General features: G+C 36.5%; 27 protein-coding genes and 2 tRNA genes. 21 read left to right on the top strand and 8 right to left on the bottom strand.

What is annotated here, in order from left to right:
* The first annotated feature begins 2 nt into the window (after positions 1-2).
* The 7 genes from NTX65_16455 (at position 3) to NTX65_16425 (ending at position 7,806) form a co-directional block, all read left to right on the top strand.
* A complete protein-coding gene (locus tag NTX65_16455) occupies positions 3-1,028 on the top strand; it encodes a rod shape-determining protein (GenBank protein ID MCX6170928.1) in 1,026 nt (341 codons plus the stop codon).
* Complete coding sequence (gene mreC, locus NTX65_16450; GenBank protein ID MCX6170927.1) at positions 1,028-1,861, top strand: rod shape-determining protein MreC; 834 nt, start codon at positions 1,028-1,030, stop codon at positions 1,859-1,861. The genes NTX65_16455 and mreC overlap by 1 nt, the downstream gene beginning before the upstream one ends.
* A gap of 1 nt (position 1,862) precedes the next feature.
* Complete coding sequence (gene mreD / locus NTX65_16445; GenBank protein ID MCX6170926.1) at positions 1,863-2,351, top strand: rod shape-determining protein MreD; 489 nt, start codon at positions 1,863-1,865, stop codon at positions 2,349-2,351.
* A complete protein-coding gene (mrdA, locus tag NTX65_16440) occupies positions 2,348-4,165 on the top strand; it encodes a penicillin-binding protein 2 (GenBank protein MCX6170925.1) in 1,818 nt (605 codons plus the stop codon). The genes mreD and mrdA overlap by 4 nt, the downstream gene beginning before the upstream one ends.
* Positions 4,155-5,384 (top strand): rod shape-determining protein RodA, encoded by a 1,230-nt coding sequence (gene rodA / locus NTX65_16435; GenBank protein MCX6170924.1) that lies wholly within the window; start codon positions 4,155-4,157, stop codon positions 5,382-5,384. The genes mrdA and rodA overlap by 11 nt, the downstream gene beginning before the upstream one ends.
* Before the next feature lie 13 nt (positions 5,385-5,397).
* Complete coding sequence (pyrF, locus tag NTX65_16430; protein ID MCX6170923.1) at positions 5,398-6,216, top strand: orotidine-5'-phosphate decarboxylase; 819 nt, start codon at positions 5,398-5,400, stop codon at positions 6,214-6,216.
* 105 nt (positions 6,217-6,321) lie between these two features.
* The gene (locus tag NTX65_16425) at positions 6,322-7,806 is read left to right on the top strand and encodes a DUF2851 family protein (GenBank protein MCX6170922.1); all 1,485 of its coding nucleotides are present in this window, start codon (positions 6,322-6,324) and stop codon (positions 7,804-7,806) included.
* On the opposite strand, the gene NTX65_16420 is transcribed toward NTX65_16425, so the two are convergent.
* From NTX65_16420 to NTX65_16410, 3 genes are read right to left on the bottom strand one after another with little or no spacing between them, the layout of a single operon-like run.
* Positions 7,799-8,404 (bottom strand): bifunctional nuclease family protein, encoded by a 606-nt coding sequence (locus NTX65_16420; GenBank protein MCX6170921.1) that lies wholly within the window; start codon positions 8,402-8,404, stop codon positions 7,799-7,801. The genes NTX65_16425 and NTX65_16420 overlap by 8 nt on opposite strands.
* Before the next feature lie 9 nt (positions 8,405-8,413).
* Positions 8,414-9,382 (bottom strand): electron transfer flavoprotein subunit alpha/FixB family protein, encoded by a 969-nt coding sequence (locus NTX65_16415; protein MCX6170920.1) that lies wholly within the window; start codon positions 9,380-9,382, stop codon positions 8,414-8,416.
* Between the two features lie 9 nt (positions 9,383-9,391).
* Positions 9,392-10,138, bottom strand: coding sequence for an electron transfer flavoprotein subunit beta/FixA family protein (locus tag NTX65_16410; protein MCX6170919.1), 747 nt, complete (start codon positions 10,136-10,138; stop codon positions 9,392-9,394).
* 120 nt (positions 10,139-10,258) lie between these two features.
* Here NTX65_16410 and NTX65_16405 point away from each other — a divergent pair, with 120 nt between their 5' ends.
* The 6 genes from NTX65_16405 (at position 10,259) to NTX65_16380 (ending at position 16,781) form a co-directional block, all read left to right on the top strand.
* Entirely contained in the window at positions 10,259-10,546 is a 288-nt protein-coding gene (locus NTX65_16405; GenBank protein ID MCX6170918.1) for an ATP-dependent Clp protease adaptor ClpS, read from the top strand.
* 106 nt (positions 10,547-10,652) lie between these two features.
* The gene (gene ychF / locus NTX65_16400) at positions 10,653-11,735 is read left to right on the top strand and encodes a redox-regulated ATPase YchF (protein ID MCX6170917.1); all 1,083 of its coding nucleotides are present in this window, start codon (positions 10,653-10,655) and stop codon (positions 11,733-11,735) included.
* Positions 11,736-11,795: 60 nt separating this feature from the next.
* Complete coding sequence (locus NTX65_16395) at positions 11,796-13,271, top strand: aminoacyl-histidine dipeptidase (protein ID MCX6170916.1); 1,476 nt, start codon at positions 11,796-11,798, stop codon at positions 13,269-13,271.
* A 67-nt stretch (positions 13,272-13,338) separates the two neighbouring features.
* The gene (locus NTX65_16390; protein ID MCX6170915.1) at positions 13,339-15,051 is read left to right on the top strand and encodes an AMP-binding protein; all 1,713 of its coding nucleotides are present in this window, start codon (positions 13,339-13,341) and stop codon (positions 15,049-15,051) included.
* A gap of 207 nt (positions 15,052-15,258) precedes the next feature.
* Positions 15,259-15,912, top strand: a complete 654-nt coding sequence (locus tag NTX65_16385; protein MCX6170914.1) for a hypothetical protein — start codon at positions 15,259-15,261, stop codon at positions 15,910-15,912.
* A 176-nt stretch (positions 15,913-16,088) separates the two neighbouring features.
* A complete protein-coding gene (locus NTX65_16380; GenBank protein MCX6170913.1) occupies positions 16,089-16,781 on the top strand; it encodes a hypothetical protein in 693 nt (230 codons plus the stop codon).
* A gap of 68 nt (positions 16,782-16,849) precedes the next feature.
* Here the strand turns inward: NTX65_16380 and NTX65_16375 are convergent, their stop codons facing one another.
* The 3 genes from NTX65_16375 to NTX65_16365 form a co-directional block, all read right to left on the bottom strand.
* The gene (locus tag NTX65_16375; GenBank protein MCX6170912.1) at positions 16,850-17,239 is read right to left on the bottom strand and encodes a hypothetical protein; all 390 of its coding nucleotides are present in this window, start codon (positions 17,237-17,239) and stop codon (positions 16,850-16,852) included.
* Positions 17,240-17,839: 600 nt separating this feature from the next.
* A tRNA-Cys gene (locus tag NTX65_16370) sits at positions 17,840-17,913 on the bottom strand.
* Between the two features lie 87 nt (positions 17,914-18,000).
* A tRNA-Gly gene (locus NTX65_16365) sits at positions 18,001-18,076 on the bottom strand.
* A 217-nt stretch (positions 18,077-18,293) separates the two neighbouring features.
* On the opposite strand from NTX65_16365, the gene NTX65_16360 reads away from it, so the two are divergent.
* From NTX65_16360 to NTX65_16330, 7 genes are all read left to right on the top strand, one after another.
* Complete coding sequence (locus NTX65_16360) at positions 18,294-18,932, top strand: protein-L-isoaspartate(D-aspartate) O-methyltransferase (protein ID MCX6170911.1); 639 nt, start codon at positions 18,294-18,296, stop codon at positions 18,930-18,932.
* Positions 18,917-19,834: a tRNA (adenosine(37)-N6)-dimethylallyltransferase MiaA gene (gene miaA / locus NTX65_16355; GenBank protein MCX6170910.1), complete on the top strand. Its 918-nt coding sequence runs from the start codon at positions 18,917-18,919 to the stop codon at positions 19,832-19,834. Before NTX65_16360 ends, miaA begins: the two co-directional genes overlap by 16 nt.
* Before the next feature lie 31 nt (positions 19,835-19,865).
* The gene (locus NTX65_16350) at positions 19,866-21,233 is read left to right on the top strand and encodes a DUF1446 domain-containing protein (GenBank protein MCX6170909.1); all 1,368 of its coding nucleotides are present in this window, start codon (positions 19,866-19,868) and stop codon (positions 21,231-21,233) included.
* 1 nt (position 21,234) lies between these two features.
* The gene (locus tag NTX65_16345; GenBank protein MCX6170908.1) at positions 21,235-21,546 is read left to right on the top strand and encodes a hypothetical protein; all 312 of its coding nucleotides are present in this window, start codon (positions 21,235-21,237) and stop codon (positions 21,544-21,546) included.
* Positions 21,547-21,698: 152 nt separating this feature from the next.
* Positions 21,699-22,736, top strand: coding sequence for a peptide chain release factor 2 (gene prfB, locus NTX65_16340; GenBank protein ID MCX6170907.1), 1,038 nt, complete (start codon positions 21,699-21,701; stop codon positions 22,734-22,736).
* A 22-nt stretch (positions 22,737-22,758) separates the two neighbouring features.
* Complete coding sequence (locus NTX65_16335; GenBank protein MCX6170906.1) at positions 22,759-23,172, top strand: secondary thiamine-phosphate synthase enzyme YjbQ; 414 nt, start codon at positions 22,759-22,761, stop codon at positions 23,170-23,172.
* 48 nt (positions 23,173-23,220) lie between these two features.
* The gene (locus NTX65_16330; GenBank protein MCX6170905.1) at positions 23,221-23,571 is read left to right on the top strand and encodes a methylated-DNA--[protein]-cysteine S-methyltransferase; all 351 of its coding nucleotides are present in this window, start codon (positions 23,221-23,223) and stop codon (positions 23,569-23,571) included.
* On the opposite strand, the gene NTX65_16325 is transcribed toward NTX65_16330, so the two are convergent.
* On the bottom strand, positions 23,568-24,464 hold the full coding sequence (locus tag NTX65_16325) for a DUF5668 domain-containing protein (GenBank protein MCX6170904.1): 897 nt from the start codon (positions 24,462-24,464) through the stop codon (positions 23,568-23,570). The two genes, NTX65_16330 and NTX65_16325, sit on opposite strands and share 4 nt — an antisense overlap.
* Positions 24,465-24,476: 12 nt before the next feature.
* On the bottom strand, positions 24,477-24,923 hold the full coding sequence (locus NTX65_16320) for a PspC domain-containing protein (protein MCX6170903.1): 447 nt from the start codon (positions 24,921-24,923) through the stop codon (positions 24,477-24,479).
* 145 nt (positions 24,924-25,068) lie between these two features.
* On the opposite strand from NTX65_16320, the gene NTX65_16315 reads away from it, so the two are divergent.
* On the top strand, positions 25,069-26,709 hold the full coding sequence (locus NTX65_16315; protein ID MCX6170902.1) for an NAD+ synthase: 1,641 nt from the start codon (positions 25,069-25,071) through the stop codon (positions 26,707-26,709).
* Positions 26,710-26,757 lie beyond the last annotated feature (48 nt).

Below are 26,757 nucleotides of genomic sequence, written 5' to 3'. Positions count from 1 at the left end.
AAATGGGTTTTCTTGATTTCTTTTCGACTGATGTAGCAATTGACCTGGGGACTGCCAACACCCTTATTTATATTAAAGGAAAAGGAATTGTCCTTAATGAACCCTCTATTGTAGCATTCGATAGAAATACAAAAAAAATAATTGAGCTTGGTAATAAAGCAAAAGAGATGCAGGGAAGAGAACATAGGGAAATTAGAGTTACAAGACCAATGCGAGACGGTGTAATTGCCGATTTTGAAATCGCTGAAGGAATGATTCGTGCATTTATTAAAAAAGTTACACCAAATAATATTGCAAGTAAAAGAATTGTAATTGCTGTACCAAGCGGTGTTACAGAAGTTGAAAAGAGAGCAGTACGAGATGCTGCCGAACATGCCGGTGCTAAGGAAGTGCATTTGATTGCCGAGCCAATGGCTGCCGCGATTGGAATAGGTATTGACGTTGAAGCAGCGGTAGGTAATATGGTGATTGATATCGGCGGCGGTACAACTGAAATTGCTGTTATTGCCCTAGCAGGAATTGTCAATGAAGAATCGATTAGAATTGCCGGCGATGAAATGAACAACGCAATTATGCAATTCTTCAAAAAGAATTATAACCTTTTGATTGGAGAACGTACAAGCGAATCAATCAAATGCGAAGTTGGAAGTGCAGTTCCGCTTAAAGAAGAAATCACTTTGCAGGTAAAAGGACGCGATCTTGTAGGAGGTATTCCTAAAACTGCCGAAGTGAGCTCAGTTGAAATCCGCGAAGCATTGAATGAAAATATCTCGCAAATTGTAGAAGCAGTTAAGCAAACTCTAGAAAGAACTCCGCCTGAACTTTCTGCAGATATTCTTGACCGCGGTGTTATGTTGACCGGCGGCGGAGCCTTATTAAAAGGACTTGACGAACGTATTAGAATGGAAACAAATCTGCCGGTTCATGTTGCCGATGATCCTTTGACTGCTGTTGTACGCGGTGCCGGTAAATGTATTGAAAATCTGAATAAGTATTCAAAGGTCTTCATTCGTAAAAGAACTTACTAATGCTAAAATTTTTAAGAAGACTAGCAGCCGACTACAAAGAATATATTCTGGTAATTGCTCTCTCCGTTATCAGTCTTACGCTTCTATCTAAAAGCGAAAAACCACAAGCAAAACATTTAAAAACTTTCGCGCTGGGTAATTTCGCTATCCTCAGTGAGATAACTAATTCTCTAACTTCAATCTTTAAAAGAGATGTTTCTCTTGATGAATTGAAAATGGAGAATGCTCAACTGATGCTGGAGGTTAACCGTATGAGAAAGTTACGAACCGAGAATGAAGAATTGCGCAATATGATTGCTTTCAGAGATACAAGCAGTTACCCATTAATTCCGGCAAAAGTAATTTCAAAGCTCGTAACCAAATCTCAAGGCAATTTTATCATCAATAGAGGTTCAAACGATGAGATCAAAAAGGGAATGCCTGTTTTAAGTGAAAAAGGTTTGATCGGGTTGATTATGGATGTTGCAGAAAATTTTTCTGTAGTTCGAACTCTGAATAATAGTAATCTGAACATTGCAGTTACTTTGCAAAGAACAAATGTTGACGGAATTTTGAGCTATGACGGAATGAATCTTGTCATCAAAGATATCCCGACAACCTACGATGTTCAAATTGGTGATAGAGTTGAAACTTCGGATTTTAGTACTTTATTCCCGCCGTCAATTCCTATTGGAATTGTTGAGAAAAAAGAATCAAATGTACTTGGGTTACTTCATATTATTACAATAACACCATTTGCCGATATTCCGGCAGAAAATGATTTATTCATTCTAAAAGTTTTACCAAGCAAACAAATAAATAATCTTGAAATGAATCTACTTAAGCAGAATTAAAATGTTTAACAATATTTTAAAACCGATTTTAATTTTCATACCCTTGACACTAATTCAACTGACTATTATACCGATGATTTCGATAGCCAGTATTGCGCCGAATCTTATATTCGTACTAATTGCATACTACACTTTAAAAAACGGGCAAGTATACGGAACCATTCTTGGATTTTTTCTTGGATTCTTTCTTGACCTTTTTTCGGGTGGTTTGATCGGTGCGTTTATGTTTTCATTTACTATTTCTGGTTTTTGGGTCGGATATTTTTATAATGAAAATAAAATTGAGTTCAATACCGAATCGTTTTTCTTCTTATTTATTATTTTTCTTTGTGGAAGTTTAAACGCTTTTATATATGCGACGATTTCTAATACAAACCTAAGCGTAAATTTATTTTTCGTAATTCTTGAAGAAGGTTTATTACCCGGTTTATATACTTCGCTATTTGGATTGCCGATTGTTATTTTTGCCCCTAAGAAAGGGATCTTATGAACGATAATTATTTCGGTTCGATTTTTAGAAGAAGGATTGTGTTTGTTATTATTATAGGTTTTTTTGCCATCAGTTCTATTCAACTGTTTAATATGCAAATTCTTGAACAGCCGTCTTATTCTGAAAAATCCGATGAGAATAGCGTTAAACCAATCTATCAACTTGCACCACGCGGGATTTTTTTCGACCGAAATCATAAAGTACTCGTTGGGAATAAACCATCATTCACGCTCCGGATAACACCGTCAACATACGACAAAAAATTATCTCCGTATTTAGAAGCCATTTTAGGAATGAGTCCAGGGTACATCGACAGAATTCTTAAGCAGAATGAATCATATTCAAAATTTCTTCCCCGTAAAATTGCCAAAGACGTAAGTTTTAAAGTAATAGCATGGTATGAAGAAAATTCTTCTAAACTGCCCGGTGTTGATTATGTCATGGAAACTCGAAGAGATTATTCGTTTGGTGTTACCGGTGCGCATATGTTCGGATACACTAAAGAAATTCCTTTAGATATTTTTCAGCGCAGAAAAGGTGAATATGATATCGGTGATGATATTGGCTTTGGCGGAATCGAAAAAACATATGAAGATTATCTCCGCGGCGAAAAAGGGATTAAGTACATGCTTGTTGATTCAAAACAGAAAACTATCGGCAGGTATAATGCTGGCAATGAAGACCAAGCAACTATTAAGGGTGACGATTTAACTCTGACCATTGATAAAGATGCTCAGCAAGTTGCAGAAGAAGCATTTAAAGATAAACGTGGTGCCGTTGTTGCACTCGATCCTACAACGGGTGAGGTACTTGCATTCGTAAGTGCACCTCAGTACAATCTTGAGGATTTTGCGAAAGTTACTTCTAACGAAGTTTGGAGAGAACTGAATAACAATCCAGAGCGACCGATGTTTAACCGTGCGTCAATGTCTACATTTGCACCCGGATCAACATTTAAAATGATTTCTGCTATCGCCGGTTTAGAAGAAGGTATCATTGATACAAACTTTCAAGTCCATTGCAGCGGCGGTTATCAATTTGGCAACCGTTATTTCAAATGCCTGCATGTTCATGGAACCGTTAATGTTGAAACATCAATTGAAAAATCATGCAATACTTTTTACTATACACTGGTAAATAAATTAGGTTTGGATATATGGTCAATATATGCCAAGAAGTTCGGATTTGGTACTAAAACAAAAATTGACATTCCGGAAGAATCGTCAGGAATTGTTCCCTCGACGGAATATTACAATAGAGTTTACGGTAAGAGCGGCTGGACAAAAGGATTTGTAATAAGTTTAGGAATTGGTCAAGGAGAACTGAATGTTACACCGCTTCAACTTGCACAATATGCTGCTCTCTTTGCAAATTTTGGAAAATCTGCAAGACCGCATTTTCTTAAAAGTTATATGGATACTCAAACCAATAAACAGTACGATGTTAAACCGCAATACTATGATATTGGAATCAGTAAAAAATCGTTTGATATAGTTCGCCGGGCTATGTACTTGGTTGTTAATGGCGCCGGTACGGCAACAAATATAAAATTACCCGATATTGCTATTGCCGGTAAAACGGGTACCGCGCAAAATCCACATGGCAAAGACCATGCGATTTTTGTTGGCTTTGCACCGTATGATAATCCCAAAATTGCTATTGCGGTAATTGTGGAGAATGCAGGATTCGGAAGCATTGCAGCAGCACCTATTGCCAGAGATATAATCAAGGCATATCTTCAAAAAGGCAAAAAAGAAGAGCCAAAAAACTTAGCAGCGCTTCCGCTAGTGAAAGAGGCAAACCTTGAACATTAATTATAAACTTCAGGATAGATTTGACTTATCAATTTTTCTTCCTGTTATCGGATTAATTGTATTCGGATTGCTGGCAATATATAGTTCTACCGTTAATCATCCAACTGCAAGCGGAAATTTTCAAAAGCAAGTTGTCTTTGTAATAATTTCACTATTCGTTTTCTTTGTTACTTTTTCTTTACCTCTGCAAACATTTAAAAAATTTGCAATTGCTCTTTACGGTATTTCAATATTTTTCCTTATTGCTGTGCTTGTAATAGGTAAAACAGTCTATGGAGCAAAAAGTTGGTTCGGTATTGGTGGGTTTGGGTTTCAGCCTTCCGAGCTTGCAAAACTTGGTACAATTTTGATGCTTTCTTACTGGCTCACTTATAAGAACCGTGATATAAATAATCTAAAAGATATCGGTGTGGCCTTGCTGATCGGTATTTTTCCAGTTGCTTTAATTATGCTCGAACCGGATATGGGAACGTCAATCGTTTTTTTGATAATCACGATCTCATTAATTTTTTGGAGCGGCATTAGTCTTTTCGGTTTGTTTGTTGTGTTGTCGCCAGGAATTGTTACACTGGCTTCTATATTGGGAACTTATGCTTTTATTGTTGCGCTTTTATTTGTTGTTGCAGCTTTGTTTTTCTTTAAGAAAGACTTATTCAACAGTATTGCTGTATTTATAATAAATCTCTCATCGGGATTTTTCTTTGATTATATCTACAAAGTATTAAAACCGCATCAGCAAAAACGAATTGCTTCATTTCTAGATCCTTCTGCAGACCCGCTTGGAGCCGGCTATAATGCGCTTCAGGCTAAAGTTGCTATTGGATCCGGAGGTTTTTGGGGAAAGGGATTTTTACACGGTAATCAAACTCAATTAAGATTTATTCCTGAACAATGGACTGATTTTATTTATTGTGTAATAGGTGAAGAGTTTGGTTATATAGGAAGTATGATTGTCATTTTACTTTTTTTGATAATTTTTCTGAGACTTTTCAAACTATCAGCAACTGCTAAAGATCGATTTAGTGTTCTGGTAACAGTAGGAGTTCTAACTCTGTTATTCTCTCACTTTGCAATAAACATCGGAATGAACGTTGGTGTTACCCCTGTTATAGGGTTACCGCTTCCATTTCTTAGTTATGGCGGAAGCACGCAGTTTATCAATATGGTAATGATAGGCATTGTGTTAAATATTTATAGCAATCGAAAACTTCACACTTAAAAGATATAAATAAATGACGGCAAGAGAAAAAATAGAAAACAAAATTTCGAGCGGACACCATATTTGTGTCGGTTTAGATTCGGATATAACAAAAATTCCGAAATACTTGCTTAGTCATTCAAACCCGATACTGGAATTCAATAAAATTATTATTGAAAATACTTATCAAGATGCCGCCGCATATAAAATTAATTTTGCTTTTTATGAAAAAGACGGATCGCGGGGATTTGAGACAATTCATAAAACAATGGAATTGATTTCTAATGATGTATTAACAATAGCGGATGCAAAGCGCGGTGATATTGGAAATACTTCTCAAATGTATGCACAATCAATTTTTGATCATTTTGGTTTTGATGCAGTTACACTTCATCCTTACATGGGTTTCGATTCACTCAGCCCATTTATAGATTACAAGAACAAACTTAATTTTATCCTTGCGCTTACATCAAACAGCGGCGCGTCGGATTTTGAAAAACAAAAACTTGAAAATGGATATTTTCTTTATCAACATGTGATCAAAAAAATTCTCGAATGGAATCAAAATCAAAATTGTGGAATAGTTTTCGGAGCAACAAATATTGATGAATTGAAGAATAATATTGAGTCTTTCGGATCCATACCGGTACTTTTACCCGGAGTAGGAACTCAGGGCGGAAGTCTAGAAGAAGTTACTCATGCGTTTTCCAAACTTCGGAATATGAATTTCATAATGAATATCAGCCGCGCGCTCATCTATTCCGATTCTACGGAAAATTTTGGGAGTGTTATAAACAAAATAATCAAACAGTACAATTCCGCAATCCAATCGATTCTATCTACTATAAAATAAATTGAAATATAAGTTATAGCATTTAGTATGCTATTGTGTTAAATTTATTCAGAATTATGATCGCTTTTCTTCGATTCACTTTGTTAATTATTTCTTGTAACTGAGATGAACGATAAAAATTCAAAAATCCACGAAAGCACGTTATACGAAATCTGGAAGAAGCAAAGCTACCAGCATCCTCTTAAAACAAGTACCGGTGAAGAAATAACAATTCTAGATGTAGGCGTACACAATCAAGAAACCGGTGGCCCCGATTTCAAGAACGCACGGATAAGAATTGGTAACCTTACATATATAGGTGATATAGAAATTGACAGCAATTACTCCGATTGGAAAACTCACGGTCATAATATAGACAGTAAATACACTAAAGTGATCTTACATGCATCGTTATTGAATACAAACAATTACGGGTACGTCTATACGCGTGAAGGTAGAAAAGTACCGTCAATTTGTTTCTCAGATTTTATTGAAATTGAGCACCTTGAAGAAATTAAAAAGGAAGTTGAAGTTCATAATGAAAATTCGGGTTCAAGTATTAAATGTGCGGTAAATATTGATCAGGTTAATCAAGATATTATAGAAAAAGTTTTGCAGCAGCTTGGAATTATACGGTTTGAAAAAAAATGCAATAAAGTTTTTAATCGCCTGAAAGAATTGCAATTCATAAAAGAACTTAACATTAAAGAACCGGTAATATCTTATGAATTGTCGTCTCAATTCCATGAAAGAAAGTTCAACCACTCGGATTTTAGATCCAAAGAAATATGGCAGCAACTTTTTTACGAATTGATTTTTGAAGCTCTTGGTTATTCTAAAAACAAATCTCAAATGATCAATCTTGCACAAGCAGTAAATGTAAATTACTTAAGCAAGATTGAAAATGACGGTGTCTTGGTTGAGAAGTATGAAGCCGCATTTTTGTTTATATCCGGATTGGCTCTCGGTTCAAACAGTGTTACTGAAGAAGTCTCAAAAAAATATCTGGAAAAAATCTCCTATCATTGGAATTCTATCCGTCCGTTTTATGATGGAAAATATTTTGATGAAACTCACTGGCACTTTTTTAGAATGCGCCCTCAGAATTTTCCAACAATCCGCATTGCAGGAGGTGCAAGATTGGTAAGAGAACTTCTGCACAAAAATATGATCTCTGTTATTACAAGAAAAATAGATGAGATCTACAACCTATCCGTGCTAGTTAATTCACTTCGTTCTTTCTTTATTGTTAAATCTGACGGGTTCTGGAAAAACCATTATGTTCTAGACCAGAAAGCTAATGGGGAAATTAAATATTTTATCGGAGTTGCGCGTGCAGATGAAATAGTTGTGAATGTTGTCTTACCATTCTTCTCGGTTTATTTTGATGTTTTCGGCAATCAACAATTGGCAAAAAAAATTGTAAAGGTGTATAGTCTGTACGAACAACGCTCAGAGAATCAAATTGTAACTGATATGGCTCAATCATTAAATATGAACGATCATGTACAGTCGACGATTTATACTCAAGGTATGATTGAACTATTTAGAAATTATTGTTCTAGGAACCGATGTTTGGAATGTGAAATCGGGAAAATAATTTTTAATTAGAACTGCCTCCGAGTTTAGCTATTTCATCTCTCAGCTTCGCTGCTCTTTCGTAATCTTCTTTATCAATCGCTTCGCGCAGCTGATCTTGCAACTGAGCGAGTTTTGTCTCAGTTAAATTCTTCTTAGCAGGTTTGAATTCTGCGTCTTTTTCTTCGGCATCGTTATCGAATGCTTCTTCAACATCTTCGCTTGAAGGAACAAAAGATGCTATTTTCATTACGTCTTCCGATACAAATAAAGGACTTCCCGTTCTAACAGCAAGAGCTATCGCGTCACTTGGACGGGAATCAATTTCGTTTGTCATGGATGAAATTTCTAATTTTATCTTTGCGTAGAAAGTATTCTCTTTCAACTCGTCAATTATGATCTCGGAAATTGTTCCGCCAAGATTATCAATTACATTCTTAAGCAAATCATGTGTAAGAGGGCGAGGCGGTTTAATCCCTTCCATCTCAAGAGCAATTGATTGTGCTTCGAACTGGCCTATGATAATCGGCAGTCGGCGGACACCGTAAATTTCTTTTAGCAGTAACGCATAGGCTCCGCCCGCCGATGGACTTGCTGATAAACCTAATATTTCAACTTGAACTTTGTGCACAATATCCTTCTATGATTTAATTTTCTTTATCTCTTCAATCATTGCCGGAACTACTTCAAATAAGTCGCCAACAATTCCGTAATCTGCAATTTGAAAAATGGGCGCATCCTTATCTTTATTGACAGCCACAATATATTTCGATGAGCGCATACCTGCCAAATGTTGAATAGCACCAGAAATTCCAAGAGCCACATATAAGGAAGGGGATACAGTTTTACCGGTTTGACCAACTTGTTCTCCGTGAGAGCGCCAGCCGGCATCTACAACGGCACGTGAGGCGCCCGTTGCAGCACCAAGTACTTGCGAAAGTTCTTCAACAAGATGAAAATGTTCCGGTCCTTTCATACCGCGGCCGCCTGAAACTATTATATCTGCTTCGGCTACATCTAATTTACCTTCAGATTTTTTTATTTCAGTAACCTTGACGTTCATGTTGGGTGAATCAACATTAACCACTTTCACTTCTGCTTTTGTATCAGACGGAGTACCTGGGTTGAACACATTAGGACGTAATGCAAAAATCTTTTTAGGCGAAGTAATTTTTACATCAAGTAGTGCTTTACCGGCAAAAATAGGGCGGGTTGCATTAATTTCGCCGCCATCTGAATTAAGAGCAATACAATCAATTGCAAGTCCAGCATCAATTTTCGCGGAGATGCGCGGAGCTAAATCCTTTCCCATCGAAGTTGCACCGAAGAATAATATATCAATATTATTTTCATTAACATATTTTGATATTAACTCCGCATACGCACTCGGAGAATAGTTGTCAAGCTCTGTATTCTTGAAATGTGTGACTTGAGTTATGTCGTAAGAACCAACCTTTTCCAAACCTTCAATTTCATTTCCAATTGTTATAGCCTCGGCAGAACCGGAAAGTTTTACGGCTAAATCAGAAGCAACTTTTGCTGCTTCTAACGAAGGTTTTTTGATAATACCATTTCTTTGCTCGATAAAAACTAAAATTTTATTTGGCATTTTTTTTCCTCAAATTACTTTAGCTTCTTCTCTTAGAAGCCGAATTAGTTCGGGAACCGCACTTGCGTCTGTTCCAATAATTTTACCGGCTTGTTTCGATGCCGGTCTTTTCATAGTTAAGACTTCTACATAGTTTGGAACGGAAGCCGGTATTTTTTCTGTAATCTCTTTTTTCTTTGCTGCCATAATACCTTTCAAAGAAGCATAGCGTGGTTCATTCAGTCCTTTTTGTGCTGTTATTACTGCTGGGAGTGTTGTTTCAACAATTTCTTTCCCGCCTTCTATTTCTCTTTCACAAATTATTTTATTTCCGTCAAGCGTAAAACTCACAGCAACTGAAATACAATTATATCCAAGAATTTCAGCTGTTAATTGTCCTACGACTGAATTATCAAAATCAACTGATTGTTTCCCAAAGAATGCAAGTTCTGCTCCTTGAGTTTTAATTTCTTCTGCAAGGGCTTTTGCCACGGAGAGAGAATCTCGGTAACCGATCTCTTTCAGAAGAACAGCGTTATCAATTCCCATAGCAAGTGCTTTACGTAATGTTTCTTTATTTGCATCACTGCCTAAACTAATTGCGACAGTCTCGCCGCCAAATTTTTCTTTGGTTTTTAATGCCTCTTCAATTGCAAATTCATCATATGGATTCACAACATAAGTAACTCCGGCCGGATCTATACTCATACTGTCACTTCCAATATTAATTTTTGCCGCAGTATCTGGAACGTGACTTACGCAAACGGCAATTTTCATTTATCCTCCAAAAAGATTTTTAATGATTGGCGGAACACCAGTCCCATTTCAAGGGCAAATATAAATAAAATTTATTTTTGCCAAGCAATTTTATAAATTTGATTAGGATTGATAGAGATTATGAGCGAAGAAAAACCAACGGGAATAATTGAACCGGTTATTGATGAGGAAGTAAGTATTGGACTTCCCTATAAAGTGGTTCTTTTTAATGATGAATGGCATTCATTTGACGATGTCATCAACCAAATTATTAAAGCAGTTAAATGCACTTTTGAAATTGCACGTGGTTTTGCTTTTGAAGCTCATGTAAAAGGGAAGTCGATCGTTTTTAACGGTGAATTAAATTCATGTCTTAAAGTTAGTTCTGTCCTCGAAGAAATTTCTTTACACACACAGATTATATCGTAATATCGATAGAAAATTTTACTGACTCCCGGTTATCTTCTGCTCAATTTCCAGCAATTTTTAGTTATATTTGATTTGAAATTGTTCACTCTAATTTTTGAGATAAAAAATGCAAATAGGGCTAGTCGGACTACAATATTCTGGAAAAACAACTCTTTTCAATACAATTTCTAATAGCGGCAACCACCCATCGCAGGCACAAAAAGAAGAAGCATCTGTTGAAGTTGTTAAGGTTCCGGATGAAAGATTGAACAAACTTTCAGCAATTTTTAATCCAAAAAAACAAGTTAATGCAACCATCGAAGTGTTTGATCTTCCCGGATTAAAAATGTCTGATGATAATAAAGTGAAAATAACTTCTTCATTCTTAAATGGTGCTCGAAATAACGATGCGCTCTTTTATGTTATACGGGGTTTTAATGATGATTCGGTTGCTCATCCGATGGATTCGATTAACCCGCTGCGTGATATAGAATTTCTTGAAGTTGAATTCCTTCTCTCGGATCTTGCATTTTTAGAAACTCGGCTGGAGAAATTGAAACGGGATGTTCTTAAAACCAAAGATGAAAAAATGAAACGTGAACTTCCGGTAATTGAAAAATGCCTTGCACACTGTGAAAAAGAGATGCCTCTAAGGACTCTTCATCTTGATGAGAATGAAACCAAACTATTATCGGGCTACCAGCTACTAACAATAAAACAGCTTGCCATTGCTATAAATTATGATGAAAACTCAATACCAAGCGTGGATTCTGAAATTCCACTGCTTAATACAAAACTTGAAAAAGCTCACGCAACAATTATTCCTTTCTTTGCAAAAATTGAATTAGAGCTTTCTCAAATGAATGACGATGACCGTATAGCTTTTATGAACGATTATGGAATCAAGGAATCGGCATTGAGCAAAATTTTACGTACATCGTATGATCTTCTTGGACTTCAATCTTTCTTTACCGTTGGCGAAGATGAATGCCGTGCCTGGACGATCAAAAAAAATTACACAGCGCAGCAGGCAGCCGGAGTCATACATACAGATTTTTTTAATCGTTTCATACGCGCCGAAGTTGTACATTACGAAGATTTTATGAAACACGGTTCTTTCAATAAATGTAAAGAAGCCGGTACATGGAGACTCGAAGGGAAAGAATATGTTGTGAGAGATGGTGATATTCTAAACATACGACATAGTTAAAAAAAATCTCAATAGTCAAAACAAACTGAATTTAATTGCCAAATATTTCACGGAGAACAAATGTCAGCATCAGCAATAGAGGGTTTAGCCCCATCAACATTATGGAAAAGATTTTACGAGATTTCTCAAATTCCGCGTCCGTCTAAAAGTGAAGAGCGAATAAGATTATATCTTCGAAACTTTGCGGGGCAAAATAATTTATCCATGAAAGAGGATGAAGCCGGTAATGTTGTAATTCTAATTTCGCCTACACCTGGATTTGAAAAAATTCCAACTATCGTTTTACAAAGTCATGTGGATATGGTCTGCGAAAAAAACAAAGACACGGTTCATGATTTCCTAAATGATCCGATTAAACTTGTCCGCGATGGCGAATGGATTAAAGCCGATGGAACAACGCTCGGTGCCGATAATGGGATTGGCGCTGCCGCCGCACTCGCATTGATTAACGATGATGATTTTGAACACGGTCCGCTTGAACTTTTATTTACAGTAGATGAAGAAACCGGTTTAACCGGCGTAAACAGTTTGCAAAATAATTTTATCACCGGAAAGACTTTGTTAAATCTTGATACAGAAGAAGACGGTGCTTTTTATGTTGGATGTGCCGGCGGAATGGATACAGTAGGAACATATAAAATTGAAAATGACAAAATTGTAAACGGTTACCAACCGTTTACTTTAGCTATTTCGGGTTTATTAGGCGGTCATTCCGGAATCAATATTGCGGATCATAGAGCCAACGCAATTAAACTTTTTGGAATTCTATTAGACCGCCTTTCGGGATTTTATTATCAGCTTGCTTCAATAAGCGGCGGTTCAAAAAGGAATGCCATTCCGCGCGAAGCGGAAGCTGTAATCTTCATGAATCCGGATTTTGAATCGAAAGCAAGAGAAATTATTAATGAGTTTTCTCTTGAGTCAATTATCGAATTTAAAAATGCTGAAGCAAACATAAAGGTTACATTCGAGAAAAAAGATGATTTAACTCTGGAGATCAAAAGTGTTTTTAATAATTCATTCAGAGAAAAAATAATCAATGTGATTCTTTCAATGCCGCATGGTGTTGTAAGTATGAGTCCTGAAATACCGGGATTAGTAGAGACATCTACAAATCTTGCGACCATTCTTTGCGAAGGTGAAGAGCTTAAAATTGGTACAAGCCAGAGAAGCTCAATAGAAATATTTAAGAAAAATATTGCACGCACAGTACGTGCAGTATTTGAATTAAGCGGGGCAGCGGTTAAGGTTGGAGACGGTTATCCCGGCTGGCAGCCTAATATGAGTTCGGAAGTGTTAAAACTTTCTAAACAAGTTTATTCGGAAATGTTTTCTAAAACTCCCGAGATTAAAGCTGTTCATGCGGGTCTAGAATGCGGTATCCTTGCTGATAAATATCCTGGTATTGATATGGTTTCATTCGGACCGACCATTGAAGGCGCACATTCACCGGATGAACGGGTCAAAATTCAAGATGTAGAAAAATTTTACCGTTTGCTCAAAGGTATTTTATCTGAGATTGCTAATAAGAAATAAATTTAGCAGTCGCTTTATGCTTTACATTTATATGGAATTGAATTCCATCAACAATCATAGATGAACAATGAAGAAAGAACTTAAACTTTATGATGTACCAAGAATTAATTCCATCCAAGAGATGGTTATCAATTCTGCTAAAAATTATGGATCGAAACTTGCTCTTGAAGATTTGAATGACACTCCTATCAACAAAGTTACGTTTCGCGAATTACAAGAAAATATTTTAAAATTCGGTTCGGCTCTCAAAGAATTGGGATTAAAGGAAAGGGCTCACATTGCTATCATAGGTGAAAACCGGGTGCAATGGGCAATTTCTTTTTTAACTTCTATGTCGTTCAATTACGTTGCGGTTCCCATCGATAAAAATCTCACCAAGAACGAAATTCAAAATATTATTCACGAATCGGATGCGGAAGCAATTATATTCTCCGGCGGCTACTCAAGTATGATGGCTGAAGGAAGAAATTTTTTGAAAACGCTCAAGTATTATATCTGTATGGATGAAACCGGCGAGGACAAAGAATTTTACAAAATGGTTGACTTAATAAGAAATACCAAATCAATTCATCTCGAAGAATTACCTGCTATTAATCCCGATGATCTTGCGGAAATCATTTTTACATCTGGTTCTCTCGGTCGGGCAAAAGGTGTAATGTTATCACAAAAAAATCTTTCTTCCAATTTAATGGATATGGTAAGCATGGTCCTAATTGATAGCCATGATCGATTTCTATCCGTACTTCCGATGCATCATACTTATGAATGCACATGCGGAATGCTCTGTCCGTTGTATACCGGAGCTTCAGTTCATTTTGCCAGGTCTTTAAAAACTGTTGTTGATGATTTACAAAAAGTCAAAGCTACAATTCTTTTAGGTGTTCCACTTTTATACGATAAAATGTTTAAGCGTGTTATGAAAGGCATTAGAGACGATAAAGTGAAATCGGTTATTGTACCGCCGCTTGTAAAGCTGACGAATCTTTTCTCAATTGTTGGTCTGAAAGATGTCAAGAAAAAAATATTTCATGAACTTCATGAAAAATTTGGAGGATCGGTACGGCTGTTTATTGCCGGCGGTGCCGCACCGGATCCAATGGTTGCAAAAGGATTGCGGGAGTTTGGATTTAGCTTTATTCAAGGTTATGGATTAACAGAAACATCTCCGATCCTTGCATTGAATAGAACAGATGCTTTTAAAGATGATGCTGCGGGATTGCCTCTGCCGCATGTTCAAATAAAAATTAATGATCCAGATGAAAACGGAAGAGGAGAGATTTGGACTAAAGCACCTTGCGTTATGCTTGGTTATTATAAGAATGAAAAGGCAACCGAAAACACTTTTGAAAATGGCTGGTTTAAAACTGGTGATATTGGTTTTATTGATGAAGATGGTTTTCTGCACATAAACGGAAGAAAGAAAAATGTTATTATTTCCAAAAGTGGTAAAAATGTTTTTCCGGAAGAGATAGAAGATATATTGAACCGCAGTCCCTTCATTCTTGAGTGCCTAATTATTGGTGAAGAAGATCCAAAACAAGGGGAAATTATTTCCGCCCAAATAGTTGTTGATGCGGAAGCCTTTATTGAATTGGCGGAAACAAATCAAATTAAGATTAATGAAGAACTGTTAAATCATACCATTGCCGAAGAGATTGAAAAGACAAACAAACAACTTGCAGCACATAAACAGATCAAAAAGTTTTCCATTCGCGAAAGTGAATTTGAGAAAACAACAACTCAAAAGATTAAAAGATACTTAGTGAAAAATGATAATTGATAATGGAACTAAATCCCTTGCAAAGGGGAATCCAGAATAATATTGAATTGAAAAACTTGATTTGCCAGAGCTTTTGCTCTGGCTTTTTTATGTAATAGCTAATAGTATTTTAGACTTGTTACGAAATGGTAGAAAAAACTTCATTGCACATTGTAACAAATATTCTTAAAGTTAATTAGAAAAATGTTGACGAATTTAGGGGTGGTCATGAGATTAGAAAGGATCCAAAATCAGTTCTCATTTTTTACTATCCTTCCTTTTTTACTCTTCCTTAATACTTGCGAGAATATTGTACCAATAAATAAAATACTTACCATTTATACATCACCTAAAATCAATGCTTATACTATTCATAAAGTTGTCTTATTACCAATGGCGCAAGATGATACTACAAATAGCGGTACCTTTTACTCAACAAACCATTTTTTCAATATGCTAGCAGAAAATTATGCAAATATCGAATTTGTTTTACCGTCTATTGGTGATTCTGTCCAATGTGATACCTTAATTCCAAATTTTATCGAATCAATAGAGAAATTAAAAAGACTCGACTTAAAAAACTTTTTCAATTCTGAAATAGGTTCAGCTGTTTATGAAGAAAATCCCGATGCGATATTAATTGGTAGAATAGACAAAAGTACAAGTAAAACCGGATTTGCAATGGGAAACTATGCAAACGTTATTTCTTGTGAATTCAGATATTATCTTATTTCTTTAGGTGACGGCAGAGTTCTGTGGAAGGCGGAGGCATTAGGTGAGGAAGGATATTACATTTTTCAGTCAGGCGATATTTACCCGCCTCTTGATAATGCAATCTCAAATGGAATTGATAAAATTATCAACCGATTACCTTTTAATTAGAAAAGCAGAAATTATGTTAAACTTGTAAAATAGAAACGCTAGGGCAATCATTGTATTTATCGGACGAAAAAATATTATCCGCTCTCTTGAAATTGATGGAAGGAAGAACCTCATCGCAAATTATCAATCATTCTTTCAACAGAATAGAAAACTTGAATAGGGATTAAGGGGTGGCTATGAAATATCAAATAATCGGCAAACAATTTTCTTTTTTTGCTTTCCTCACTTTTCTTTTCTATCTAAATAGTTGCAGAGACCTTGGACCGGAGAGTAATCTGGTAAATATATATACTTCACCCAAAATAAATGTTTATAGAATTGAACGGGTTGCCTTATTGCCAATGGCACAGGATGATACAACGGATAGCGGTACATTCTATTCAACAAATCATTTTTTCAATTCTTTGAAACAAAATTATCCGGAAATGAAATTTGTAATTCCTGCAATTGAGGTATCTGATGAATATGATACACTAATCCCAAATTTCGTTGAATCAATAGAAAAATTAAAAAGACTTGACTTGACACGATTTTTTGAAACTCCGGTAGGTTCTTCAGTTGATGAAGAAAATCCGGATGCAATATTAATTGGGAGAATAGACAATAAAATACCCAAGAGCGGATTCGTGCTTCGCAGCTATGCATTTGCAAATGTGATCTCATGTGAATTTAGATACTACTTGATTTCTTTAGTTGACGGTAGAGTTCTCTGGAAAGCAGAAGTGTTAGGCGAAGAAGGATATTATGTATCTCAGCGTAGAGAATTATTTCCTCCTATCGATCTTGCTCTTTCAAACGGAATTGACAAAATTATTCCTAATTTACCTTTTACCAAAAATAGTGAACAGAATAATCAACAAGAAAAATAGAAAAGCCAGCTCGGCTACTGGCTTTTCTACTTCAGCAATTGCTCTAAGAAAATTTTGAACTATCTTAATTAATTATTAACCACAGTTGTCATATCGATAGGTGTTACCGTCATTGTAGCTTTTACCTTGGCTGCACCATCATTACCGGTTTCTGTTCCAGTACCAACAAGCGTTACCTGTTGAGCTGCAACAGTTGCAGCAACAGCGGCACTCATGTTTGAAGTAGTTTGTAATTGTTGCGGTACAACCCAATTCGTGAATGTATTGTTTCCACCACCAAGAGCGGTTGGCTTTCTGTAATATCCTTGTGCCATTGATCCGATTGTTGTTAAATCGGCGATAACTGCATCACGGTTGGATGAAGCCGCACTTGCGGTAAAAACATTGATTCCAACCACAACAGCGATACCTACAATGATAACGCCGAGTACGATGAGTAATAATTGTTGCTGACCCATTTTTTCTCTCCTTTTTAAAATTGCTTGATGAAATCAAGAATGATTTCCAGAATTACAATTCTTATGCCAAGAGATAAACATGTCTATTCGATTGAATTAAAAAATATTTGAAGAATCTGTAATTAGGTAATTTCAATATGGAAATATTTGCGATGTAAAATATTCCGGTTTAGAATAGATGTTTCTGAAGAAGAAAAAATTTACAGGCATTTTTTTAGTTATCAAAATTTTTTCTTACCTGAATTTAAAGTACAAACGAAAAAAGTCCGAAATCTTAACAAAATCGGACTTTGAAGAGGTGCCGGTCGGATTCGCCCCGAAACTTTGTTTCGGGGGTTGTAGACCTTCCCCTTATGTTGTAACAAATTTCCCCTTTTTACTTTTTATCTGTTTTTCTCTCTTCATTGCATCAGATTTTAAAGCAAATTCCTCAGTATAAATTACTTTTAATGGAATTCGATTCTTTGTTGATTTCACTTTCCCAGAGTTGTGTTCGGTAAGTCGTCGTTGTAGATTATCTGTAAAACCGATATATCGTTTATTGTCTTTATTACTAAGAAGGATGTAGACGGTGTACATTTGAATGAGGAAAAATATTTGAGGTGCCGGTCGGATTCGAACCGACGAATAAAGGTTTTGCAGACCTTCCCCTTGAGCCACTTGGGTACAGCACCATAAAATCAATTGCAAATTGATGATTTGAAGCATCAACTCAACAAATAAAAAGAACAAGGCAAAAAAAAACGGCTTAGCCGGAATGGTGGAGCGGGAAACGGGACTCGAACCCGCGACATCAACCTTGGCAAGGTTGCGCTCTACCAACTGAGCTATTCCCGCATATCAAAATCTTTGGAACAATTTTTACGTGGCAAATATAATATTGTTGTTAATGCCAATCAACATTGATTTAGAAAAAATTTACAATCGTCTTAATAAGAATTCTGGGGTAGTTCAATTCAAAAATGAGGCGTTAACATACTCAAATTTATTTAAATGAAAAGATTATCCGCCAAGTTTTTATCTTTGCGGTGCTAATAATCAATTCATGATGAAAATGTTCGAAAGAGAGAGAGAAGAACTCGTTGAAATTCTTAAAAGCAAAGGGATCACTAATAAAAGTGTACTCGATGCGTTTATTAAAGTTGAAAGACATCTATTTGTCCCGGACATAATGAAACAGCATGCATATAAAGATGTTGCGTTGCCAATCGGAATGGGTCAAACAATCTCTCAGCCTTATACAGTTGCATATATGACTCAGGCCCTCGATCCTCAGCCGCAGCAAAAAGTTTTAGAGATCGGCACGGGTTCCGGTTATCAAGCAGCAATACTATCAGAAATGGGGGCTCGTGTATTTACTATTGAACGTCATCATGATCTTTATAATTCAGCAATGAAAATATTTGATAAAATGAATCTGAGAATTGCTGCACGTTGTAGCGACGGTACTCTTGGCTGGCAGGAATTCTCTCCTTATGATGGAATTATAGTAACAGCAGGAGGTCCTTCTGTACCAGTAAATTTGAAAAAACAACTTGCCGAAAACGGCAGATTAGTTATTCCGGTGGGAGATAAAAAAGTTCAAACGCTGCAGATTATAACCAAACTATCGGATGATGAATACCAAACACGCGAGGTTCCATACTTTGCTTTTGTGCCACTCATTGGTAAAGAGGGATGGAAAGAAAAGTAATTGTCATAGTTGGTCCAACTTGTTCCGGAAAAACAAAAGTAGGAATTTCTCTTGCTGAAAATTTGCAAACGGAAATTATTTCTGCTGATAGTCGCCAAATTTATAAATATTTAGATATTGGCACAGCAAAACCAAATATCGAAGACCTTGAAAGGAATAAGCATCACTTCATAAATTATTTAGATCCTGAAGAAGAATATAATGTAAGCAGATACGAAAAAGACGCTTTGGAAATCATAAATAGATTGATGAACCAAGGTAAAGTACCGGTGGTTGTTGGCGGATCGGGTCTCTATATCAAAGCTTTAATTGACGGTATCTTTAACTCCGTAGATACAGACGAAGACTATCGGGAAGATCTAAAAATTAAACGTGAAAAGTTTGGCAATCAGTTTTTATACGAAGAGTTAAAGAAAGTTGATCCGGAGAGCGCTTCAAAAATGCTTCCGCAAAACTGGAAACGAATTATGCGTGCACTTGAAGTTTTTCATTTGACCGGTGAACCGATATGGAAATTTCAAAATGATAACAAACGAAAAGCTGAATTTGATTTTATTCAATTCGGATTAAATTGGGAACGAAGCCAGCTATATTTAAACATTGAAAAACGTGTTGATGAAATGATTGCGAACGGCTTAGTTGATGAAGTGAAAAATATTTTAAAAATGGGTTATCAAAAAGAAATAAACGCTTTGAATACGGTCGGTTATAAAGAAATTATCTCTTATCTTGGGAACGAGATCACAATTGACCGTGCGGTTGAGCTGATAAAGAGAAATACACGCCGGTTTGCAAAAAGACAAATGACCTGGTTCAGAAAAGATGACAGGATTAATTGGCTCCAAATTCACGATCAAAATGATTTGGAGAATACCGCTGAATTTATTTTGAAAAATTTTTAATTAATTTTGAAAAGAAATATGAAATAATAATATGAAAGAAAAAATCAGAATTGCATCGGGGCAAGGTTTCTGGGGTGACTTAATTGACGCACCGTACACACAGGTAACTGCCGGTGATGTTGATTATTTAGTCATGGATTACCTTGCCGAAGTGACTATGTCAATTCTTCAGAAACAGAAGAATAAGAATCCTAAGCTTGGCTATGCGCGCGATATTCCGGAATTGATGGAAAGAATTCTTCCAATCTGTAAGGAAAAGAAAATTAAGGTCATTACGAACGGAGGCGGCGTTAATCCCGAAGCTTGTGCTGAGGCAATTCTTGAAGTTGCAAAAAAGCTTTCTATAAAAGATTTAAAAATTGCAGTGGTTGTCGGTGATAATATCAAAGATCGCCTGGATGAAATTATTTCTGCCGGATGTGAATTGAAAAATATGGAAACCGGAGAATCGATTAAAAATGTTAAAGACAAATTGTTAAGTGCAAATGTCTATTTTGGCGCAATGCCTATTGTGGAAGCGTTGAAACAAAACGCCGATATAGTAATCACCGGAAGAACTACAGACACCGGTTTGACTCTTGCACCTATGATATATGAATTTGGTTGGAAAGAGAACGATTACGATTTACTTTCAGCAGGTACAATTGCCGGACATATTTTAGAATGCGGCGGGCAAGCAAGCGGCGGTAACTTTTTAGGCGATTGGCAGTCAATCCCTAATCTTGCTGAAATTGGTTTTCCTATTGCCGAAGCATATCCGAATGGCGAAGTAATCATCACTAAGCATGAATCGCTCGGCGGGAAAGTAAGTTATGAAACTGTTGCCGAACAACTTGTTTATGAAATTGGCGATCCGAAAATTTATATAACACCGGATTGCGTTGCGGATTTTACTTCTATTCATCTTGAAGAAATTGCACCGAACCGTGTTAAAGTTTTCGGAATAACAGGGAATAAAGAAACAGAATTTTATAAAGTGTCATGTTCATATTCCAGCGGTTACTCATCATCCGGAAGTTTAACTTATTCATGGCCGAAAGCATTAACAAAAGCAAAAGCTGCAGATAAAATTTTACGCGAACGATTGAAAAATCTCAATCTCAAGTTCGATGAAATTAGAACTGAGTTTATTGGTTACAATGCATGTCATGGTCCACTGGCAACAGAAATTGATGAAGATAAGATCAACGAAGTGATGCTTCGCGTCGGTGTACGCGGAAGTGATTATGATTCAATTGAAAGATTCGGCAAGGAAATTGCGCCGTTGATTTTAACCGGACCTCCAGGCGTAACTGGATTTGCCGGAGGAAGACCGAAGCCAAGCGAAGTAGTTGCTTACTGGCCGGCTCTAATGCCGAAAAATTTAGTTAAACCTGAAGTCAAATTATTTGAGTTGTAGAATGAAAATAAAACTGATTGATATTGCACACGGACGAAGCGGCGACAAAGGTGACGCCGCAAATGTCGGTATAATTGCATATAATGATGATGGCTATGAAATAATTAAAAAGCATCTGACTGTTCAGAATGTAAAAAAACATTTCGAAGGGATTTGTCTTGGCGAGGTTGAACGGTTCGAAATGCCTAATATCCGAGCACTTAATTTTTTGTTGCATAACACTCTTGGCGGCGGCGGGACCGTATCACTCAAGCACGATGCACAAGGAAAAACTTTAGCTTCTGCATTATTAAGAATGGAAATAGAAGTTTAATTTTGTAGTGAAGAGTTTGTAACTCTTCCAAAAAAAATATTTAATGGTTATAAACTATTACTTACTTTAAAAAATCAAAGGGAATAAAATGTTCGAAGATCAAATAAAAAGGCTTAACGACTACGCATTGAAAATCGAGAATCTACGAGGTTATCTTTAAGTTAGCCGATAAAGAAAAGCAAATAGAAGAAATCCGCAATAAAGCCGAAGCTCCGGGATTCTGGAATGATCAGAAGAACGCTCAATCAGTTTTCCAAAAATCTAAATCTCTTCAAATCTGGGTCGATGCTTGGAATAAAATTAATGCCCAGCAAATCAATCTGAGAGAGTTTATTGAACTTGCCGAAGCAGAACAAGATCAAAATTTAGCTTCCGTAATCGAAACAGAAATTGTAGCGCTTCAAAAATCTTATGCCGAGATCGAACTAAAGAGTATGCTGAGCGGTAAGGATGATGATAAGAATTGTATTCTTTCAATTCACTCGGGCGCCGGCGGAACTGAATCTCAAGATTGGGCGCAAATGTTGATGAGAATGTATCTTAGATGGGGTGAACAGAACGGATACAAAATGAATTTGGTTGATTGGCTTGACGGTGACGGTGCAGGAATTAAAAGTGCGACAATAGAAGTAGAGGGTGAGTTCGCTTTTGGATATCTGAAAGCTGAGAATGGTGTCCACCGTTTGGTGAGAATTTCTCCATTCGATTCTAATAAGCGAAGACATACATCATTCGCTTCCGTATTTGTTATCCCAGAAATTGATGACACTATCGAGATCGATATTAATCCGGCTGATTTAAGAATTGATACATTCCGCGCCGGCGGTAAAGGCGGGCAGAATGTAAATAAAGTCGAAACGGCGGTTCGCATAACCCACATTCCAAGCGGAGTTGTTGCCGCGTGTCAAACGGAGCGTTCGCAGCTCCAAAATAAATCCAACGCATTTAAAATGCTGCGCTCACGTCTCTATCAAATCGAAGTAGATAAACAAACAGCAGCAGCAGACGAGATTGAAAAAACTAAAATGAAAATTGAATGGGGAAGTCAAATACGTTCTTATGTTTTTCATCCTTACAATATGGTTAAAGACCACAGAACAAATTATGAGACTTCCGATGTACAGGGTGTTATGAATGGTGAGATAAATCCATTTATAAAAGAATATTTGCTGAAGTTTACTGAGAATTAAAAATTTTCTTAGGATCCTCGATATGAAATTTCACACGGAGTACCATTGGTTTAATACTGCCAAACGAAGAGAATATATCAATATTACGGGTGAAGTTGAGAAGGCGCTAAAGAAAAGCGGGATTAGAGATGGAATGATATTAGTTTCCGCAATGCATATTACGGCTGGAGTTTATGTTAACGATGCAGAAAGCGGATTAATACAAGATATTGACGAATGGCTCGAAAAATTAGCTCCATTTAAATCTGATTATCACCATCATCGCACCGGAGAAGACAATGGAGATGCTCATCTGAAAAGTATGCTTGTCCACCATGAAGTTATAATTCCCGTTACTGATGGTAAACTTGATTTTGGTCCCTGGCAGCAAGTTTATTATGCAGAGTTTGACGGTCAACGCCGCAAAAGAGTTTTAATAAAAGTCATGGGCGAATAAAAAACAATTGCGAATTGAGAATTTCCAATTGAGAATTATTTTTTTGTTATGAGGAAGAAAACAGATTTCTTCGATCGCGTGTATGAAGTAGTTGCAAAAATTCCAAAAGGAAAAGTAACAACGTACGGTGCAATCGCCGAAGTCTGCGGCACTAGAGCAGCAGCACGGACGGTAGGTTGGGCATTAAACGGTGCAAGTGAAAGCGGTCTGCCGTGTCATCGTGTGGTAAACCGTTATGGGGCATTAACCGGTAGAATACATTTTGGAGATGCTTATTTGATGGAAGAACTCCTTCTAAGCGAAGGAGTTGAGTTTGATGATAAAAATTGTGTGAAGATGGAAAAATATTTATGGATTCCTCCAAAGAGAAATCAAAAAAGAAAAAAGAAAAAATCTTAATAACGGTTAACAGTTAAAGAAGAAACTCCTCCCTTAATTTCAATAACAACTCTCTTTGTACTTGAGCTAAAATTTTCTGTTAAGTAATGACCGTCTCCTCTGCTTTCAAACCCATGAATATTTTTTGAACTTAATGCCATATCAGATTGAATTTCGCATCCGGTTGAGCTTGGTACATCGATTGTAATATTTGCTGCGCCCATCTCGATATTTACATTGGTCTCATCATTTCTATCACCAAGCTTAAGATGTGTTGTAGAAGCGCCGGTATGGATATCTACATTTCTTATTTTGAATTTAGTTAGGTCAAGAAAGGATTTTGAAGCACCAACATCAAGAGTAATATTCCAAACCGGTTTTTCGTTTAGAGCTATGCTAAGGTGATTATTGAATGCGTTTCTGAAAAATCGAAATTTTCTTGTATGAAGACTAAATTGCACATTCGCAGAAGTATCATCTTTCCAAGATTCAAAATCATATTCGGCAAAACTTCCTTTCGATTTTCCTTCTGCAAGTTTCTCAGTTGAATTACCAATTAAAAAAGTCCCGGCTCCGGAGTTGATTTGCAGATCGGCAGTTTTGATTGAAGGATCAAAATCTTCATTATAAAATTGTGTATACGGAGAATCATTATCGGAAAAATCAAAACTGTAAAATCCATCATCGATTATTCCGAATAGAAGGAGTGCAAGGAAAACGCCGAATAAAGCACTAATTACCGGGCGTACAATATTTTCTTTGAAAATAACCAGAGCACCCCAGAATACAAAAATTAACGGCCACAAATCCCAAACAAAACCAAACGAACTTTGAAATATGTTATACTTCGTCAGCAAAAAAAGTGCGCCAAGAGTCAAAAGAAAAAAACCCCAAAATAATTTTCCCGTTTTCATTTTATCTCTCCATTACTTTTTCAATGAATTCCAAATTAATAAACCGCCGAGCAATACAAATGCGATTGGCAGAATGTCTCTAAAATCGAAAGACGGAATAAAACGATCTGCAAAAAAGATTAGTCCGAGGGCAATCAGAATTGTTCCGGCAATAACCCTTCCTGAACCTTGTTTCTTTGCTTCTGCGGGAATTCCATCAAAATTCATTGATGGTGCACTTGCTTGTTGTCCTTCTGTTTTTGGCTCATCATTTTTAACTGCATATGCAATCTCAAACGGTTCTTCAGGAATAACAATCCAAAGAATTATATAAAGTATTAATCCGATTCCATGCATCATCGTAAACACAACAAATAGAATTCTAACTATGATAGGATCAATGTTGAAATATTGAGCCAGTCCGCCGGCAACTCCACCGAATACCTTCACTCTGCGTGAACGATATAACTTATCTCTCATAATGTCGCCTCTTTATTTGTTTCTGTCAATTAAGACGCTCTGTTTAATAAAAGGTTTGAAAAATATTGAAACAATTAGCCCCCAAGATTTGAAAATACTCTCCTTCTTACTAACTTTGACTAAAAGATAAAGTGATTTTTGATTAATGAAAATAGCTGTCTGTCAATACAATTCGATTATCGGGGATTTGAAAGGCAACACGACTAAAATTCTTTCCGGGTATAAACGTGCGGTTAACGAAGGAGCAGAGCTGGTTGTCTTTTCGGAATTGTTTCTGTGCGGATATCCGCCGCTGGATCTTGTTGAAAAAAAAGAATTTCGTGAAGCTGTTAGAAATGCCGCAACCGATATAGCCAAGCAGACTAATAATGTTGGATTGATCTTTGGAACTATTACAGAAGATTATGAAGACAAGATTGGTACCGGCGTCTATAATTCTGCATTGCTCTGTTATGACGGTAAAATTCAGTTCATGCAAAACAAAACATTAATTCCTAATTACGATGTATTTGATGAAGTCCGTTACTTTGAATCCTCAAAAGATGTTTTTATTCATGAATTCAGAGGAGAGAAACTCGGGATTTCAATCTGCGAGGATATTTGGAATGATGCCGATTACTGGAAACACAGACGTTATATTTTTGATCCCGTTCAGAAACTTGTTGATGACGGCGCAACTCTTTTGATAAACATTTCAGCAAGTCCATATGCTTATGGTAAACGAAAAGAAAAATTTGAAATGCTTTCCGTTTTAACCAAAAATGATAAATCTCCTTTAGTCTATGTTTGCTCTGTAGGCGCTCAGACGGAATTGATTTTTGACGGCGGAAGTATGTGTCTTAATTCTTCAGGAAAGTTAGATATGATAGGGAAAACTTTTGAAGAAGATTATTTTATTTATGACTCTAAGAAAAATTATAGCGAGATTGAGAAAGTTGAATCGAATTTTGAAGAAGAAGTTCTAAATGCTTTAGTACTCGGTTTGAAAGATTATGCCGGTAAAACAGGATTTAAAAAAGTATTAGTTGGTTTAAGTGGCGGTATTGATTCTGCAATTGTCGCTTTTATTGCAGTCAAAGCTCTGGGTGCGGAAAATGTACACGTTGTTATGATGCCATCAAAATTTTCAAGTAACGGAAGTGTCGAAGATTCAGAGAAACTAATTAAAGAATTAGGCATCTCATCGGAGAATATTCCCATCCAGCCCGTGGTTGATAAAGCTCTCGATATGTTGAAGGATTCTTTTAAAGGGTTGGATGAAAATATTACGGAAGAAAATTTACAATCACGTGTACGCGGATTGTACTTGATGGCTCTTTCCAATAAACATGGATATTTACTTTGCACTACCGGCAACAAATCAGAAATTGCGACTGGTTATGCTACACTTTACGGTGATATGTGCGGAGCCCTTGCAGTTATTGGCGATGTTTACAAGACACAAGTTTACCGGATTGCGGAATTCATAAACAGCGATAAAGAAATAATCCCTTTAGAAATAATAAAGAAAGCGCCTTCTGCAGAATTACGGCCGAACCAGACAGATCAAGATTCATTGCCGGAATACGAGTTATTAGACAAAATTTTGCAGATGTATCTTGAAGAGCAAAAAGAATTTGAGGAAATATCCGCATCTATCGGGAACAATGAGATTGTTCAAAAAGTATTACGTTTGGTTGATCTGAACGAATTTAAAAGAAAGCAGGCCGCACCGGTTCTTAGAGTTTCCACCAAGGCATTTGGCTACGGAAGACGTTTCCCAATTGTACAAGGCTGGAGAAAATAAGTGCATCTCTTATTCGTGATTACTAATTATTAAACAAAAAATCAAAAG

The organism is Ignavibacteriales bacterium (assembly GCA_026390795.1).
Classification (GTDB): domain Bacteria; phylum Bacteroidota; class Ignavibacteria; order Ignavibacteriales; family Melioribacteraceae; genus Fen-1258.
This window is presented reverse-complemented; position numbering and strand designations above follow the sequence as displayed.

Excerpts from the sequence above, each read along its gene's own strand:
- NTX65_16410 (MCX6170919.1), bottom strand. The coding sequence starts at position 10,138 with ATGAAAATTGCCGTTTGCGTAAGTCACGTTCCAGATACTGCGGCAAAA.
- NTX65_16405 (MCX6170918.1), top strand. The coding sequence starts at position 10,259 with ATGAGCGAAGAAAAACCAACGGGAATAATTGAACCGGTTATTGATGAG.
- NTX65_16415 (MCX6170920.1), bottom strand. The coding sequence starts at position 9,382 with ATGCCAAATAAAATTTTAGTTTTTATCGAGCAAAGAAATGGTATTATC.
- NTX65_16325 (MCX6170904.1), bottom strand. The coding sequence starts at position 24,464 with ATGAAAACGGGAAAATTATTTTGGGGTTTTTTTCTTTTGACTCTTGGC.
- NTX65_16350 (MCX6170909.1), top strand. The coding sequence starts at position 19,866 with ATGAAAGAAAAAATCAGAATTGCATCGGGGCAAGGTTTCTGGGGTGAC.
- NTX65_16375 (MCX6170912.1), bottom strand. The coding sequence starts at position 17,239 with ATGGGTCAGCAACAATTATTACTCATCGTACTCGGCGTTATCATTGTA.
- mreC (MCX6170927.1), top strand. The coding sequence starts at position 1,028 with ATGCTAAAATTTTTAAGAAGACTAGCAGCCGACTACAAAGAATATATT.
- NTX65_16320 (MCX6170903.1), bottom strand. The coding sequence starts at position 24,923 with ATGAGAGATAAGTTATATCGTTCACGCAGAGTGAAGGTATTCGGTGGA.
- NTX65_16360 (MCX6170911.1), top strand. The coding sequence starts at position 18,294 with ATGTTCGAAAGAGAGAGAGAAGAACTCGTTGAAATTCTTAAAAGCAAA.
- NTX65_16315 (MCX6170902.1), top strand. The coding sequence starts at position 25,069 with ATGAAAATAGCTGTCTGTCAATACAATTCGATTATCGGGGATTTGAAA.
- NTX65_16425 (MCX6170922.1), top strand. The coding sequence starts at position 6,322 with ATGAACGATAAAAATTCAAAAATCCACGAAAGCACGTTATACGAAATC.
- NTX65_16455 (MCX6170928.1), top strand. The coding sequence starts at position 3 with ATGGGTTTTCTTGATTTCTTTTCGACTGATGTAGCAATTGACCTGGGG.
- ychF (MCX6170917.1), top strand. The coding sequence starts at position 10,653 with ATGCAAATAGGGCTAGTCGGACTACAATATTCTGGAAAAACAACTCTT.
- NTX65_16385 (MCX6170914.1), top strand. The coding sequence starts at position 15,259 with ATGAGATTAGAAAGGATCCAAAATCAGTTCTCATTTTTTACTATCCTT.
- NTX65_16395 (MCX6170916.1), top strand. The coding sequence starts at position 11,796 with ATGTCAGCATCAGCAATAGAGGGTTTAGCCCCATCAACATTATGGAAA.
- NTX65_16345 (MCX6170908.1), top strand. The coding sequence starts at position 21,235 with ATGAAAATAAAACTGATTGATATTGCACACGGACGAAGCGGCGACAAA.
- NTX65_16380 (MCX6170913.1), top strand. The coding sequence starts at position 16,089 with ATGAAATATCAAATAATCGGCAAACAATTTTCTTTTTTTGCTTTCCTC.
- miaA (MCX6170910.1), top strand. The coding sequence starts at position 18,917 with ATGGAAAGAAAAGTAATTGTCATAGTTGGTCCAACTTGTTCCGGAAAA.
- NTX65_16330 (MCX6170905.1), top strand. The coding sequence starts at position 23,221 with ATGAGGAAGAAAACAGATTTCTTCGATCGCGTGTATGAAGTAGTTGCA.
- pyrF (MCX6170923.1), top strand. The coding sequence starts at position 5,398 with ATGACGGCAAGAGAAAAAATAGAAAACAAAATTTCGAGCGGACACCAT.
- NTX65_16390 (MCX6170915.1), top strand. The coding sequence starts at position 13,339 with ATGAAGAAAGAACTTAAACTTTATGATGTACCAAGAATTAATTCCATC.
- mrdA (MCX6170925.1), top strand. The coding sequence starts at position 2,348 with ATGAACGATAATTATTTCGGTTCGATTTTTAGAAGAAGGATTGTGTTT.
- mreD (MCX6170926.1), top strand. The coding sequence starts at position 1,863 with ATGTTTAACAATATTTTAAAACCGATTTTAATTTTCATACCCTTGACA.
- NTX65_16335 (MCX6170906.1), top strand. The coding sequence starts at position 22,759 with ATGAAATTTCACACGGAGTACCATTGGTTTAATACTGCCAAACGAAGA.